Origin of the sequence: Burkholderia aenigmatica (assembly GCF_902499175.1) — a bacterium.
GTDB classification, from domain to species: domain Bacteria; phylum Pseudomonadota; class Gammaproteobacteria; order Burkholderiales; family Burkholderiaceae; genus Burkholderia; species Burkholderia aenigmatica.
In genome coordinates, this window is sequence record NZ_CABVQC010000005.1 from 48,639 (window position 1) to 63,161 (window position 14,523).

Annotated in this window: 14 protein-coding genes; 8 read left to right on the top strand and 6 right to left on the bottom strand. The window is 65.5% G+C overall.

Annotated features, from left to right (window positions below):
* Positions 1-12 precede the first annotated feature (12 nt).
* Complete coding sequence (locus tag BDO18943_RS05310; protein WP_043191416.1) at positions 13-615, top strand: MarC family protein; 603 nt, start codon at positions 13-15, stop codon at positions 613-615.
* Positions 616-709: 94 nt separating this feature from the next.
* On the opposite strand, the gene BDO18943_RS05315 is transcribed toward BDO18943_RS05310, so the two are convergent.
* Both BDO18943_RS05315 and ffh read right to left on the bottom strand, forming a co-directional pair.
* A complete protein-coding gene (locus tag BDO18943_RS05315) occupies positions 710-1,261 on the bottom strand; it encodes a hypoxanthine-guanine phosphoribosyltransferase (protein ID WP_043191413.1) in 552 nt (183 codons plus the stop codon).
* Positions 1,262-1,355: 94 nt separating this feature from the next.
* Entirely contained in the window at positions 1,356-2,723 is a 1,368-nt protein-coding gene (gene ffh, locus BDO18943_RS05320) for a signal recognition particle protein (protein WP_021159890.1), read from the bottom strand.
* 89 nt (positions 2,724-2,812) lie between these two features.
* Between ffh and BDO18943_RS05325 the strand changes: the two genes are divergently transcribed.
* From BDO18943_RS05325 to BDO18943_RS05355, 7 genes are all read left to right on the top strand, one after another.
* Entirely contained in the window at positions 2,813-3,706 is an 894-nt protein-coding gene (locus tag BDO18943_RS05325) for a cytochrome C assembly family protein (RefSeq protein WP_043191410.1), read from the top strand.
* Positions 3,707-3,719: 13 nt separating this feature from the next.
* Positions 3,720-4,037, top strand: a complete 318-nt coding sequence (locus tag BDO18943_RS05330) for a PP0621 family protein (protein WP_175021545.1) — start codon at positions 3,720-3,722, stop codon at positions 4,035-4,037.
* The gene (gene ampD, locus BDO18943_RS05335; RefSeq protein ID WP_175021546.1) at positions 4,034-4,624 is read left to right on the top strand and encodes a 1,6-anhydro-N-acetylmuramyl-L-alanine amidase AmpD; all 591 of its coding nucleotides are present in this window, start codon (positions 4,034-4,036) and stop codon (positions 4,622-4,624) included. The genes BDO18943_RS05330 and ampD overlap by 4 nt, the downstream gene beginning before the upstream one ends.
* 451 nt (positions 4,625-5,075) lie before the next feature.
* Positions 5,076-8,072, top strand: coding sequence for a ribonucleoside-diphosphate reductase subunit alpha (locus BDO18943_RS05340; protein WP_175021547.1), 2,997 nt, complete (start codon positions 5,076-5,078; stop codon positions 8,070-8,072).
* Positions 8,073-8,437: 365 nt separating this feature from the next.
* Complete coding sequence (locus BDO18943_RS05345; RefSeq protein ID WP_043191395.1) at positions 8,438-9,649, top strand: ribonucleotide-diphosphate reductase subunit beta; 1,212 nt, start codon at positions 8,438-8,440, stop codon at positions 9,647-9,649.
* 83 nt (positions 9,650-9,732) lie between these two features.
* Entirely contained in the window at positions 9,733-10,059 is a 327-nt protein-coding gene (locus BDO18943_RS05350) for a hypothetical protein (protein ID WP_175021548.1), read from the top strand.
* A gap of 28 nt (positions 10,060-10,087) precedes the next feature.
* Positions 10,088-10,816 carry a histone H1-like DNA-binding protein gene (locus BDO18943_RS05355; RefSeq protein WP_089449870.1) on the top strand — a complete coding sequence of 243 codons (729 nt, stop codon included), beginning with the start codon at positions 10,088-10,090 and terminating at the stop codon, positions 10,814-10,816.
* A 249-nt stretch (positions 10,817-11,065) separates the two neighbouring features.
* Here BDO18943_RS05355 and BDO18943_RS05360 read toward each other — a convergent pair whose 3' ends face one another.
* The 4 genes from BDO18943_RS05360 to BDO18943_RS05375 form a co-directional block, all read right to left on the bottom strand.
* Positions 11,066-11,539 (bottom strand): outer membrane lipoprotein, encoded by a 474-nt coding sequence (locus tag BDO18943_RS05360; RefSeq protein ID WP_021161893.1) that lies wholly within the window; start codon positions 11,537-11,539, stop codon positions 11,066-11,068.
* A gap of 19 nt (positions 11,540-11,558) precedes the next feature.
* Positions 11,559-12,497 (bottom strand): carbohydrate kinase family protein, encoded by a 939-nt coding sequence (locus BDO18943_RS05365; RefSeq protein ID WP_175021549.1) that lies wholly within the window; start codon positions 12,495-12,497, stop codon positions 11,559-11,561.
* A gap of 85 nt (positions 12,498-12,582) precedes the next feature.
* A complete protein-coding gene (tpx, locus tag BDO18943_RS05370; RefSeq protein ID WP_043191388.1) occupies positions 12,583-13,086 on the bottom strand; it encodes a thiol peroxidase in 504 nt (167 codons plus the stop codon).
* Between the two features lie 73 nt (positions 13,087-13,159).
* Positions 13,160-14,518, bottom strand: a complete 1,359-nt coding sequence (locus BDO18943_RS05375) for a zinc-ribbon and DUF3426 domain-containing protein (RefSeq protein WP_175021550.1) — start codon at positions 14,516-14,518, stop codon at positions 13,160-13,162.
* Positions 14,519-14,523: the final 5 nt, after the last annotated feature.

A 14,523-nucleotide genomic window follows, 5' to 3' on the forward strand; every position in this document is an offset into this window, starting at 1 on the left:
CCGGGGAACGCGGTGGAATACACCTTCATGTCGGCCACCGTGCTCCTGGTGCTGATCACCGATCCGCTCGGTAACATCCCGCTGTTCATTTCGGCGATGCGGGATGTGCCGCGCGAGCGGCGCGTGAAGCTGATCCTGCGTGAAGTGGGGATCGCGTTCGTGATCCTGCTGTTCTTCATGCTGGTCGGCGATCGCTTCCTGCGGATGATGAGTCTCACCGACCTGTCGCTGCGGCTCGGCGGCGGGATCGTGCTGTTCCTGATCGCGCTGCGGATGATCTTCCCGCATCCGGACGGTGCGCTCGGCAGCGATCCGCGCGCGGGCGGCGAGCCGTTCATCGTCCCGCTCGCGATTCCGGCGCTCGCCGGGCCGTCCGCGCTCGCGACGGTGATGCTGCTGACGTCGCAGGGGCCCGGCAAGATGCTCGAGTGGGTCGGCGCGCTGACGGTCACGATGATCGTCTGCGCGGTGACGCTGGTGCTGGCCGAGCGGATCCAGCAATGGATCGGCGAGCGCACCGTCGCGGCGTTCGAGCGGCTGATGGGGCTCGTGCTCGTCGCGATTTCGGTCGAGATGATGCTGGGCGGTATCCGCGCGTTCGTGCACCAGTTGTAGGGCGGGGCGGCGCGTACCCAAGACGCCCCAAAAAAAGCGGCGCTCCGGGAAGCCGGAGCGCCGCTTTCTATTGATAGCGTGCGGAGCGGGGCGCTCAGACGTTCGTGGTCAGCGCACGGATCGTCGGCAGGTTGCGCCAGTAGCCCTTTGCATCCATCCCGCAGCCGAACACGTAACGGTCCGGCACCGCGAAACCGCAGAAGTCGGGGTGCAGCGGCTTGGCCTTCGCGAGCGTCTTCTCGCACAGCACGGCCGACATGAAGCGCTTGGCGCCCATGTCGAGGATACGGTCGCGGATCGCGGCCATCGTCTCGCCTTCGTCGAGGATGTCGTCGAGCACGAGCACGATCCGGTCCTTCACCGATTCGCGCGGCGCGACGCGCCAGTGCATTTCCGGGCTGCCCTGCGTCGTATTGCGGTAGCGGGTCAGGTGGATGTAGTCGAATTCGAGCGGGAAATCGAGATGCGGCAGCAGCATCCCGGTAAACACCGCGGCGCCACCCATCACCGAGAGAACGAGCGGGAACGCATCGCCGATCTCGGCGCGGATCGCGTCGGCCATCCGGGAGATCGACGCATTGACGGCGTCCACCGAGACGATCTCTTCGGAGTGGTTGAAAATGTGGAGGGCTTCTTCGCGGTTCATGTGTTCTGGCGGGCAGTCGGTATACAAATAAGAATGAAGCAGAACGGCTGGCGCGCGCTACAGCAAAAACCCGCGCGCCGGCCGCCGGGCGGAATCAGCGCATGCCGGGCATCATGCCCTTCAGGCCGCGCATCATCTTCTGCATGTTGCCGCCCTTCAGCTTCTTCATCATCGTACGCATCTGGTCGTACTGGTTCAGCATCCGGTTGACTTCCTGCACCGGCACGCCCGCGCCGGCTGCAATGCGGCGCTTGCGCGTCGCCTTGATGATCTCGGGTTTCGCGCGCTCGGCGGGCGTCATCGAGCTGATGATGCCTTCCATCCGGCGGATCGACTTCTCGGCCTGGCCCATGTCGGCGCCGGCCGCCGCCTGCTGGAACTGCGCAGGCAGCTTGTCCATCAGCGACGACAGGCCGCCCATGTTCTTCATCTGCGAGATCTGCGCGCGGAAATCGTTCAGGTCGAAGTCGCCGCCTTTCTTGACCTTGTCGGCGAGCTTCTGTGCGGCCTGCACGTCGACGCCGCGTTGCGCCTCCTCGACGAGCGCGAGGATGTCGCCCATGCCGAGGATCCGGTTCGCCATCCGGTCGGGGTGGAACACCTCGAGGCCGTCGAGCTTTTCGGCGACACCGACGAACTTGATCGGCTTGCCCGTGACGTGACGCACCGACAGCGCGGCGCCGCCGCGCGAATCGCCGTCGAGCTTGGTCAGCACGACGCCGGTGAGCGGCAGCGTGTCGTTGAACGCCTTCGCGGTGTTGACCGCGTCCTGGCCGAGCATCGCGTCGACGACGAACAGCGTTTCGGCCGGCTTCAGCGTGCCGTGCAGCGCGGCGATTTCCTGCATCATCGCCTCGTCGATGCCGAGGCGGCCGGCCGTATCGACGATCAGCACGTCATGGTAGTGGCGCTTCGCCCAGTCGACGGCCGCGACTGCGATGTCGACGGGTTTCTGGTCCGGCGTGGACGGGAAGAAGTCGGCACCGACCTGTTCGCTCACCGTTTTCAGCTGCATGATTGCGGCCGGGCGATACACGTCGCACGATACGGTCAGCACCTTCTTCTTGTACTTCTCGCGCAGCAGCTTCGCGAGCTTGCCGGCGGTCGTGGTCTTGCCCGCGCCCTGCAGGCCGGCCATCAGGATCACCGCGGGCGGCGTGACCGCGAGGTTCAGCTCGGCGGCCTTGCCTTCGTAGTCGCCGCCGATCACGGCGGTCAGTTCCTTCTGGACCACGCCGACCAGCGCCTGACCCGGCGACAGGCTGCTGATCACTTCTTCGCCGAGCGCCTTTTCCTTGACCTTGGCGATGAATTCGCGGACGACCGGCAGCGAGACGTCGGCCTCCAGCAATGCGAGACGCACCTCGCGGAGCATCTCCTGCGTGTTCGCCTCGGTAAGCCGGGCCTCGCCGCGCAGCGTCTTGACGACGCGCGCCATCCGTTGAGTGAGATTGTCGAGCATGGGGAGCGATGGACAGTGGGGCCCGAAGGCGCGGCGGAACCGAACAAAGGGAGCCGTCGCGGGAAGGGGGCCTAGTGTAAACTTCGAACATGGATATTGTACTGTATGCCCTCACTGCATTCCTGTACGGCGGCCTTGCCGTCGCAGGCTGGCGCACGCACCGCCAAGGCGCGACGCCGCTCGTCGCGAGCGTGCCGGCCGTGCCGGTTCCCGCGTCCGCCGCGTCCGGGATGAGCGGGGCCGGCCGCGCGCTGCTGTTCGCCGCGCTGGTCGCGCATGGCGTACTGCTCCACATGACGATCTTTCCGAACGACTCGATGGTGTTCGGCTTCGCGTTCGCGCTGTCCGCGATGTTCTGGCTCGGCGCCGGCATCTACTGGATCGAGAGCTTCTTCTTCCCGCTCGACAGCCTGCGCCTGCTGGTGCTGCCGCTCGCGTGCGTCGCGTCGTTGCTGCCGCTCGTGTTCGGTGGCGTGCGGGTGCTTCCTTATGCCGCAGCGCCGCTGTTCAAGCTGCATTTCCTGATCGCGAACATCGCATACGGCCTGTTCGCGATCGCGGCGCTGCACGCGATCCTGATGCTGATGGTCGAGCGGCGCCTGCAGTCGCTGAGGAGCGGCGGGCGCGACGGCTCGACGGGCTGGATCGCGAGCTGGCTCGAGACGCTGCCGCCGCTGCTGACGCTCGAGAAGCTGCTGTTCCGCCTGATCGGCGCCGGCTTCGTGCTGCTCACGCTGACGCTTGCGTCGGGCATCCTGTTCAGCGAGCAGGTCGACGCGCGCGCGCTGCGGCTCGACCACAAGACCGTGTTCGCGATCCTGTCGTGGCTGATGTTCGGCGGCCTGCTGGTCGCCCGCAAGACGTCGGGCTGGCGTGGCCGTGGCGCCGCGCGCTGGGTGCTCGTGTCGTTCGCCGCGCTGCTGCTCGCGTATGTCGGCAGCCGGTTCGTTTTCGAGGTGCTGCTGCACCGTTCCGTGGTTTGACCGCAGGTTTCCGATGCGACAGATTCTTCTCCTGATTCTTCTCTTCTTCGCGGGTTCGTGGATCACGCGCAAGCTGCGCCAGGCCCAGGAACAAGCGCAGGCACGCACCGGCCGTGGCGCCGGCTACGACGGTACGCCCGGCGCCGGCGGCGCGGGTTCGGCGCGCCCGAACGGCGACGCGCGGTCGCTGCCCGAGCCGATGGTGCGCTGCGCCGAATGTGGCGTGCATGCGCCGAAGGGCGACGCCGTCACCGCGGGCGGCGAATACTTCTGCAGCGCCGAGCACGCGCAGCGCCACGCTGCGCGTACGAGCGGTCACGACGCACGATGAGCGACGCGCCGCTGCTGTCGGTCGACGCGAACGGCTGGGTGCGCGAAGCGCGCCATGCACCGTCGCCGAACTTCGAGGTGCGGCCCGCGGGCGCGGTGCCGACGCTCGTGGTCGTCCACAACATCAGCCTGCCGCCCGGCGAATTCGGCGGCGATGCGATCGAGGCGCTGTTCCTCAATCGCCTCGACTGCGATGCGCACCCCTATTACCAGCGCCACCTGCTCGACGTGCGCGTGTCTGCACACTTCCTGATCCGCCGCAGCGGCGAGCTCGTGCAGTTCGTGTCGTGCGACGAGCGCGCGTGGCACGCGGGCTCGTCCGAGTTCTTCGGCCGGCCGCGCTGCAACGACTTCTCGATCGGCATCGAGCTCGAAGGCGCGGACGACGTGCCGTTCGACGACGCGCAGTACGCGATGCTCGCCGCGCTCTCCCGCGCGCTCGCCGCACGCTATCCGGTCGATGCATTCGCGGGACACTCGGACGTCGCGCCGGGCCGCAAGACCGACCCGGGCCCGCATTTCGATTGGCAACGCTTCGCGAGCGATGCCGGTTTTTCCGCCGAATACTTTCCTTTCCGTCAGCACTGATCGCGGGGTTTTTTGAGCGGAGAAAGTTTTTTCTCCGACCAATGCCTTGTCGTGTCTGCGCGTGAGCGATGTCAAGACCTCCATCGCAAATTATCCGTTTGGACGTCCTCCGAATGTCCACTATACTTGGTGCCAGTTGAGCAGTTCTGCACTAGATCTAGTGTGTGTCGCAGGGGAAACCCGAGCGGCACCGGCCGGCGGGCAACGCCGGCGGACAGGGTTCTCAGGGCGGCGCGTCAGGCCGGGCGGTCCGGGCGTCGCGATCAGCGCAGCGAACTTCGACGGGGCAGGGTACACATGACGAAGCACACGACCGGATCGGTTGTCGCGCATCGACCGAACCGGCTTCCCCGACGCATCGCTCGCCTCTTACCGCTCGCGCACCGCGTTGCGCAGCGTTCGTTTTAATCCGCGGTTCTCTCCGCACCATCCAACACCAGGAGCTTTGCACATGCAAACCACCGACAACGCGACGTCCCAGTACGAGAGCGCCTCGAGCCGTCCGCTCGGCGGGACCGAACAGGGCGCGAAGGCGCTCGCGCCGCAGGCCACGTTCGCCGACTACAAGGTGATCCGCCGCAACGGCAGCGTCGTGTCGTTCGAACCTTCGAAGATCGCGATCGCGGTGACCAAGGCTTTCCTGGCCGTCAATGGCGGGCAGGGTGCGGCATCGGCGCGCGTGCGCGAGCAGGTCGAGCAACTGACGCACAACGTCGTGCGCGCGCTCGTGCGCAGCCGCCCGAACGGCGGTACGTTCCATATCGAAGACATCCAGGACCAGGTCGAACTCGCGCTGATGCGCGGCGGCGAGCACAACGTCGCGCGTGCGTACGTGCTGTATCGCGAGAAGCGTCACCTTGAGCGCCAGAACGCGGGCGAGGAAGCAGCGGCAGCAGTCGGCGAGGCGAGCACCGGCATCAACGTCGTCGACAACGGCGTCACGCGTCCGCTCGACCTGAACGCGCTGCGCGCACTGATCGTGTCGGCCTGCGACGGCCTTGGCACCGCGGTTAACCCTGACCCGATCGTCGCCGAAACGGTGAAGAACCTGTACGACGGCGTGCCGATGAGCCAGGTCTACGACTCGGCGATCCTGGCTGCGCGCACGATGATCGAAAAGGATCCGGCATACAGCCAGGTCACGTCCCGCATCCTGCTGCACACGATCCGTCGCGAGATCCTCGGCGAGGAAGTGGTCCAGGCCGAGATGTCGACCCGTTACGCGGAATACTTCCCGCAGTTCCTGAAGCGCGGCGTCGACGCCGGCCTGCTCGACGACAAGCTGCTGCAGTTCGACCTGACGCGCCTCGGCGCAGCGCTCGACGCGAACCGCGACCTGCAGTTCGGCTACCTCGGCCTGCAGACGCTGTACGACCGCTACTTCCTGCACGTCGACGGCAGCCGCATCGAAATGCCGCAGGCATTCTTCATGCGCGTCGCGATGGGCCTGTCGCTGAACGAGATCGACCGCGAAACGCGCGCGATCGAGTTCTACAACGTGCTGTCCAGCTTCGACTTCATGAGCTCGACGCCGACGCTGTTCAACTCGGGCACGCACCGCTCGCAGCTGTCGTCGTGCTACCTGACGACGGTCGCGGACGATCTCGACGGCATCTATGAAGCGCTGAAGGAAAACGCGCTGCTGTCGAAGTTCGCCGGCGGCCTGGGCAACGACTGGACGCGCGTGCGTGCACTCGGCTCGCATATCAAGGGCACGAACGGCAAGTCGCAAGGCGTGGTCCCGTTCCTGAAGGTCGTCAACGACACGGCCGTCGCGGTCAACCAGGGCGGCAAGCGCAAGGGCGCGGTCTGCGCGTACCTCGAATCGTGGCACCTCGACATCGAGGAGTTCCTCGAGCTGCGCAAGAACACGGGCGACGACCGCCGCCGTACGCACGACATGAACACGGCGAACTGGATTCCCGACCTGTTCATGAAGCGCGTGATGGAAGGCACCGACTGGACGCTGTTCTCGCCGTCGACCTGCCCGGACCTGCACGACAAGTTCGGCGCGGAATTCGAGGCGGCTTACACGGCTTACGAAGACAAGGTCGCGCGCGGCGAGATCAAGCTGTTCAAGAAGATCCCGGCGCAGCAACTCTGGCGCAAGATGCTCGGCATGCTGTTCGAGACGGGCCACCCGTGGATCACGTTCAAGGATCCGTGCAACGTGCGCTCGCCGCAGCAGCACGTCGGCGTCGTCCACTCGTCGAACCTGTGCACGGAAATCACGCTGAACACGAGCGACACCGAAATCGCGGTGTGCAACCTCGGCTCGGTGAACCTGGTCGCCCACCTGGTGAAGCAGGCCGACGGCAGCTACGCGCTCGACCACGAGAAGCTGAAGCGCACGATCAGCGTCGCGATGCGCATGCTCGACAACGTGATCGACATCAACTACTACGCGGTGCCGAAGGCGCGTAACTCGAACCTGAAGCACCGTCCGGTCGGCATGGGCATCATGGGCTTCCAGGACTGCCTGCACCTGCTGCGCACGCCGTACGCGTCGGAAGCGGCCGTCGAGTTCGCCGATCGTTCGATGGAAGCGGTCTGCTACTACGCGTACTACGCGTCGACCGAGCTGGCCGAAGAGCGCGGCCGCTACTCGAGCTACCGCGGCTCGCTGTGGGATCGCGGCATCCTCCCGCAGGACACGCTGAAGCTGCTGACGGAAGCACGTGGCGGCTACGTCGAAGTCGACACGTCCGAATCGCTCGACTGGACGTCGCTGCGTTCGCGGATCGCCTCGCACGGCATGCGCAACTCGAACTGCGTCGCGATCGCGCCGACGGCGACGATCTCGAACATCATCGGCGTGTCGGCGTGTATCGAGCCGACCTTCCAGAACCTGTACGTGAAGTCGAACCTGTCGGGCGAATTCACGGTGGTGAACGAGTACCTGGTGCGCGACCTGAAGGAACGCGGCCTGTGGGACGAAGTGATGGTCGCCGACCTGAAGTACTTCGACGGCATGCTGTCGCGCATCGACCGCATCCCGGCCGACCTGCGCGCGATCTACGCGACCGCGTTCGAAGTCGACCCGACGTGGCTGGTCGAAGCGGCGTCGCGTCGCCAGAAGTGGATCGACCAGGCGCAGTCGCTGAACATCTACATGGGCGGCGCGTCGGGCAAGAAGCTCGACGAGGTCTACAAGCTCGCATGGCTGCGCGGCCTGAAGACGACCTACTACCTCCGCACGATGGCGGCGACGCACGTCGAGAAGTCGACGGTCGCACACGGCGCGCTGAACGCAGTGCCGACGAGCGGCGGTTCGAGCAGCGGCGGCGCGCAAGGCGCGGCCGGCGGCTTCGGTGCGGCAGGCGGCGCAGCATCGTCGTCGGGCGCAGTCGACGCGGCACCGGCACTCGCGCCGGTCGAGGCAGATGGTCCGGTGTGCACGATGCGTCCGGGCGATCCCGGCTTCGACGAATGCGAAGCGTGCCAGTAACGCAGTGCGCCTGACCTGAGAAGACGGTCAGCGCGGCGCACACGGCAACCGATCGAGGTTGAAGTGTGCGCCGCTCTCAACTAAAAAAATGATAAGGAATCTGTAACGCGGCACCTGCGTTGCAGGCAGTGACAAGCGATCGAAACATCCCCGACGACGTCGCGTTTCGATCAGCGTTCGATGCGTCGAGCGCACCTCGCGAACCATGCTTGACTCACGTCGCGCGCTGCATGAACGACGATGCGTTGCTCAAAGTGTTGTATCGAGGTCGCAGCGCGAATCGAAAAAAGGATTTTTCGTGAGCGAACCCTTTTATCGCTCAGGAAAAGATGGTACAAACCGTTCTAAATTGATGGTGAGAATTTATGCTCAACTGGGATGAAGAGAAGACTGCCGTAACTCCCGCGAGCGGAGCGCAGCAAAACGCGATGCGCCCCTCCGCAGGAACGGCTGTCGGACTGCAGGCTGCAACGCCTGCCGCCCATCAGGTCCGCGACATTTTCGAAGGCGATCTTGCGGTGCCGCCGCAAGCATCGGCTGTTCCCGCCGGCGGTTCGGAAGCGCGGGTCAATGTCGCCGACAAGCGCATCATCAACGGCCAGACTGACGTCAATCAGCTGGTGCCGTTCAAGTACAAGTGGGCGTGGGAAAAGTATCTGGCCGGTTGCGCGAACCACTGGATGCCGCAGGAAATCAACATGTCCCGCGACATCGCTCTGTGGAAGGACCCGAACGGTCTGACCGAGGACGAGCGCCGCATCGTGAAGCGCAACCTCGGCTTCTTCGTGACGGCCGATTCGCTCGCGGCGAACAACATCGTGCTCGGCACGTACCGCCACATCACGGCGCCCGAGTGCCGGCAGTTCCTGCTGCGCCAGGCGTTCGAAGAGGCGATCCACACGCACGCGTACCAATACATTGTCGAATCGCTCGGTCTCGATGAAGGCGAGATCTTCAACGCGTACCACGAGGTCACGTCGATCCGCGCGAAGGACGAATTCCTGATCCCGTTCATCCACACGCTGACGGATCCGGCCTTCAAGACCGGCACGCTCGAAGCGGATCAGAAGCTGCTGAAGTCGCTGATCGTGTTCGCCTGCATCATGGAAGGCCTGTTCTTCTATGTCGGGTTCACGCAGATCCTCGCACTCGGCCGCCAGAACAAGATGACGGGTGCTGCAGAGCAATATCAGTACATCCTGCGCGACGAGTCGATGCACTGCAACTTCGGTATCGACCTGATCAACCAGATCAAGCTCGAGAATCCGCATCTCTGGACCGCCGAATTCCGCGCCGAGATCCGCGAGCTGTTCAAACAGGCTGTCGAACTCGAATACCGCTACGCCGAGGACACGATGCCGCGCGGCGTGCTGGGTTTGAACGCGTCGATGTTCAAGAGCTATCTGCGCTTCATCAGCAACCGCCGTTGCCAGCAGATCGGCCTCGACCCGCTGTACCCGAACGAGGAAAACCCGTTCCCGTGGATGAGCGAGATGATCGACCTGAAGAAGGAACGCAACTTCTTCGAGACGCGTGTGATCGAGTATCAGACGGGCGGCGCGCTGTCCTGGGAATAACCCGCAGCAGCGAACCCGTCACATGATGTGAGCAGCCGGCGGCCTCTCGGCCCCGGCCCAAGGTTTAGGAGCAAGAACGCCTGATGCAAAGCATGCCCGGTGCCTTAACGGCCCAACGATACGACAGGCACTTTGCGAACCCTTCAGTGGGATGGGCAAACTTCCCTCCGGAAAAAGCGGACAGCCGTGTGGCGGTCCGCTTGATCAAGCGATTAGGGGTAGCGGCGCGAGGCGCGCCGGCTACCGACTTGATTTGGCGCGCGAGGCCGGGTGGTCACGCGCGCCATACCGTATTCATTAGCGTAAGCGCGTGGTATCCGCGTACGCCGATGAATAGCCCGCTTCGAAGCGCACGTCCTGAACAGCGTCCGCGGGAAGCGGGTTTTGACGAAGGGTGTAGTTTGAACTGACTCTCATCTGAACCTGAAGGAGAACAACATGGCTACCGCCAAGAAGAAACCGGCTGCTAAGAAGGTTGCTGCCAAGAAGACCGTTGCGAAGAAGGCTGCTGCTCCGGCGAAGAAGGCCGCTGCAGTGAAGAAGGTTGCTGCGAAGAAGGTCGCGGTGAAGAAGGTTGCCGCGAAGAAGGCAGCACCGGCCAAGAAGGCCGCAGTGAAGAAGGTTGCTGCGAAGAAGGCAGCGCCGGCGAAGAAGGCCGCAGTGAAGAAGGTTGCTGCGAAGAAAGTCGCAGTGAAGAAGGTTGCTGCGAAGAAGGCAGCACCGGCGAAGAAGGCCGCAGTGAAGAAGGTTGCTGCGAAGAAAGTCGCAGTGAAGAAGGTCGCTGCGAAGAAGGCCGCACCGGCGAAGAAGGCTGCTGCGAAGAAGGCCGCGCCGGCGAAGAAGGCTGCTGCCAAGAAGGCTGCGCCTGCTGCGAAGAAGGCTGCCGCGAAGAAGGCTGCGCCTGCTGCGAAGAAGGCTGCCCCTGCGAAGAAGGCCGCTGCTCCGGCGAAGAAGGCTGCTGCTCCGGCGAAGACGGCTGCTGCTGCTCCGGCTCCGGCCAAGAAGGCTGCTGCTCCGAAGAAGGCTGCTGCGCCGAAGAAGGCCGTCGTGAAGAAGGCTGCACCGGCAACGACCGCGTCGACCGCATCGGTTGCGCCGGCATCGGGCGTGAAGACCGCGCTCAACCCGGCAGCGGCATGGCCGTTCCCGACCGGCAGCCGTCCGTAATCGAGGCTGACCCGGACACTCACGTGGTGTCCGTGGGTTGAGTAGCGCTACTCAATCAGTCCCGCCATCTGGCTCAGGTGGCGGGATTTTTTTCGTCCGTCTTTGCCGATGTGCCGAGGGCCGTACGCCGGGGGCCCGTATGCCGGGTGCCCGTATGCCGGCCCACGGCGAGTACGGACGAAAAAAAACGCATGTGCAGCTTCGCACATGCGTTCGACCGCGGCTTGCGCCGCGTGCTGAGGTACCCGGTTAGTGCGTGACGCGCGTGACGCCGCCGCTCGACAGCAGTCGCACGCGCTCGCCGGCGCGGAACGCTTCGCCGCTTGCCGCTTGCGTGATCGAGCGCAGATCGCCGTTGTCGAGGCGCACGGTGATTTCGACACCGTTCGCCGTGCTGAGGTTTTCGCCGACCGCGTTGCCTGCGACCGCGCCGACGAGGCCGCCGGCGATCGCGGTCAGGATCGATCCCTTGCCGCCGCCGATCGCGCTGCCTGCGACTGCACCGAGCGCGCCGCCGCCGAGCGTGCCGATTGCGCTGCCGCCGCCGTCGGACTGGATGCGCACCGCACGGACGCTTTCCACCGTGCCCATGCGGACCGTCTGTTCGCGCTGCGCCTGGCCGACGCTATAGACATCCGCCGAGCCCGGTGCGGTGAAGCAGCCGGTGAGCGTCAGCGAGGCCGTCAGCATGGCCGCGAGCGTGAGGGTCTTTTTCGTCAACATCTTTGCTCTCCCACAATATTCATTTGAGACTGTAACCGAATGCAGCCTCGAAGCGCGCGTCGATCTCGGCGCGCGTCAGTACGTAAGTCTGGGGCCCCTGGTGGGCGATCTTGATCGAGCCCATCAGGCTCGCGAGGCGGCCCGTGGTTGCCCAGTCGAGGCCATGTTCGATGCCGTACAGCAAGCCACCCCGGAAGGCATCGCCACAGCCGGTCGGATCGGCGATCCGCTCGGCCGGCACAACAGGAATCTGCTCCGTGCCCTGCTTGTGGCGGATGGTCGCGCCGTGCTCGCCACGCGTAATGACGAGGGCGTCGACCCGGCTGGCGATTTCATCTTCGGACCATCCCGTCTTGTCGCTCACCAGCTTGGCCTCGTAGTCGTTGACCGCTACATAGGTCGCAAGTTCAATGTTGCGGCGCAGCGTCGCACCGTCGAACAGCGGCAGGCCCTGGCCCGGATCGAACACGAACGGCACACCGGCCTTGGCGAGCTCTTCCACGTGCTGCACCATCCCGTCGAAGCCGTCCGGGCCGACGATCGCGAGCTTGATGCCCGGCGCATCGCCTGCGTGGTTCAGGTGCGACTGCATCATCGCGCCCGGGTGGAACGCCGTGATCTGGTTGTTGTCGAGATCGGTCGTGATCATCGCCTGCGCCGTATACGTGTCGGGCAGCACGCGAACGTGGTCGCGGCGCAGGCCGAGCTGGTCGAGCCGGTCGAGATACGGCTGAGCGTCGAGCGCGCCTATCGTCCCCATGATGCGCGCATCGCCGCCGAGCAGGTGCAGCGCGTACGCGATGTTGCCCGCGCAGCCACCGAATTCGCGGCGCATCGTCGGCACGAGGAAGCTCAGGTTGATGAGGTGCACCTGGTCGGGCAGGATGTGCTCGCGGAACCGCCCTTCGAAAGTCATGATGGAATCGTAGGCGATCGAGCCGCAAATCAACGTAGCCAAGGTGTGCGTTCCTGTAGAAATGAGGGACCCTGCGCGACAGCGCCGCGCGAAAGGCGCGGCGCGGCAGGGAAAAGCGAAAGAAAGCTTACTTCAGTGCGGCGAGCGCAGCATCGTAGTTCGGCTCGTCCTTGATTTCGCCGACGAGTTCCGCGTGGATCACCTTGTCCTGCGCGTCGAGCACGACGACTGCACGTGCGGTCAGGCCGTTCAGCGGGCCGCTCGTCACGTCGACGCCGTACGCGTTCGCGAACGCGCGGCCGGTGCGGAACGTCGAAGCCGTCACGACGTTCTCGAGGCCTTCGGTCGTGCAGAAGCGCGTGGCGGCGAACGGCAGGTCGGCGGACACGACGACGACCACCGTGTTGTCGAGCGACGATGCGGCTTCGTTGAACTTGCGGGTCGACGTCGCGCAGGTCGGCGTGTCGAGGCTCGGGACGATGTTCAGCACCTTGCGCTTGCCGGCGAAGCTGGCGAGCGACACGTCGGCGAGATCCTTGCCGACCAGCTTGAAATCGGCGCCTTGTGCGCCGACGGCCGGGAACGTGCCGGCGAGATCGATCGGGTTGCCACCCAGCGTAACTTTGCTCATGTTCGTGCTCCGAAATAGCGCGCCGCTCGGGCGCGCGGGTTGAGACGGGCGCGCATGTGCGCGCCGCGGCGCGTCACGGATAGAAGATCTGGACGCGGAAATTCGAGGCGGGCGTGCCGTTCGTTTCGAGGCGGACGACCATCGTCTGCGTCGTGCCGGGCGGCAACCCGGCGTCGATCGGCGTACCCGGGCGCACGTAGTCGCGCGGCGCGAGCACGCGGCGCACGGTGACGTGGTTGGTATCGTCGAGCAGCGTCAGCTCGAGCGACGGGTACGCGAGTGCGACGCGGTAGCGGTTCGTCAGCGGCACTTTCAGCTCGAGCTCACGCGGGCCGTCGAGCTGGCGCAGGTCGGTGGCGTCGAGCCGCAGGCCGTCGATCGCGCGCGGCGGTGCGACCGTGCAGCCGAGCGGCGCGCAGGCCTGCCGGAACCAGCCCTGCGTGACGGGCCAGTAGATCATCAGCGTTTCGCGCTGCCACCACGCGAGTTGCGCAACGAGCAGCACGGTCAGCGCAGCGGCGACGAGGCCGCCGAAAAAACCGCCGAGCATGCTGCGCCGCTGCGGTGCGCGCGTCTCGCGCGTGACGGCGAAGTGCGGACGATCGTCGTCGGTCAGCGCAGCGGGGAACGGTGCGGCTGGTGCGTTGGCGGCCGTGGCGGGTGTCTCGTCGTGCCGTGTGGTGCTGGTGTCGGGCTCGGATCCAGTTGTGGCGACGGCCGGCGCCGGTGTGAACGCAAAACGCGGTTCGCGCGGCGCGTGTTCGTCGTCCGGCACGGCGAAGTGCGCGGTACCGACGGGCTCTGCTGTATCGCGAGCGGTATCTGCGTCCGCCGGACGGTGGGCGACGAAGCGGGGCTCACGCGGGTCGCGTTCGACGGGCGCGGCGGATGGTTCGGTATCCTGCGGCGTTTGCGTTTGCGTTTGCGTCTGCGCCGGCAGCGATTCGGCCGCTTGCGCGACGGCAGTGGAGGTGTCCAGTTCAGCCGGGGAGGGCGCGAACGGTGCGGGCGTACCCGACAGGTGAACGACGCCGGCTTCGATGGACGGAAGTGCGAGCGGGATCAGCGGCTCGGTGCGCACGGTCTGCACGCTGTGCTGCAGCGACGGGTCGACGCCGGCATCGAGCCACGGCGCCCACATGTCCCAGCCTTCCGGCTTGTAATCGGTGTCGGAAGGCGACCCGGCCGGCGCATCGGCCGCGAACAGCCGGGCAGGCGGGGCCGGATGGTGCGCGTCGCCGTCATCCGGCGCGGCAGCCGGTTCAGTCAGGACCGGCCCGGTCTGCTGCGCATGCTCGGGAACGAGCGACTCGGATGCGTTGAAGACTTCGTGGCAATGCCCGCAGCGCACGAGCCCTTGATGCAGCGAGAGCTGTTCCTGCTGCAGCCGGAAGACGGTTTCGCAATGAGGGCAGCGCGTCGCAAGAAGCATGTCGA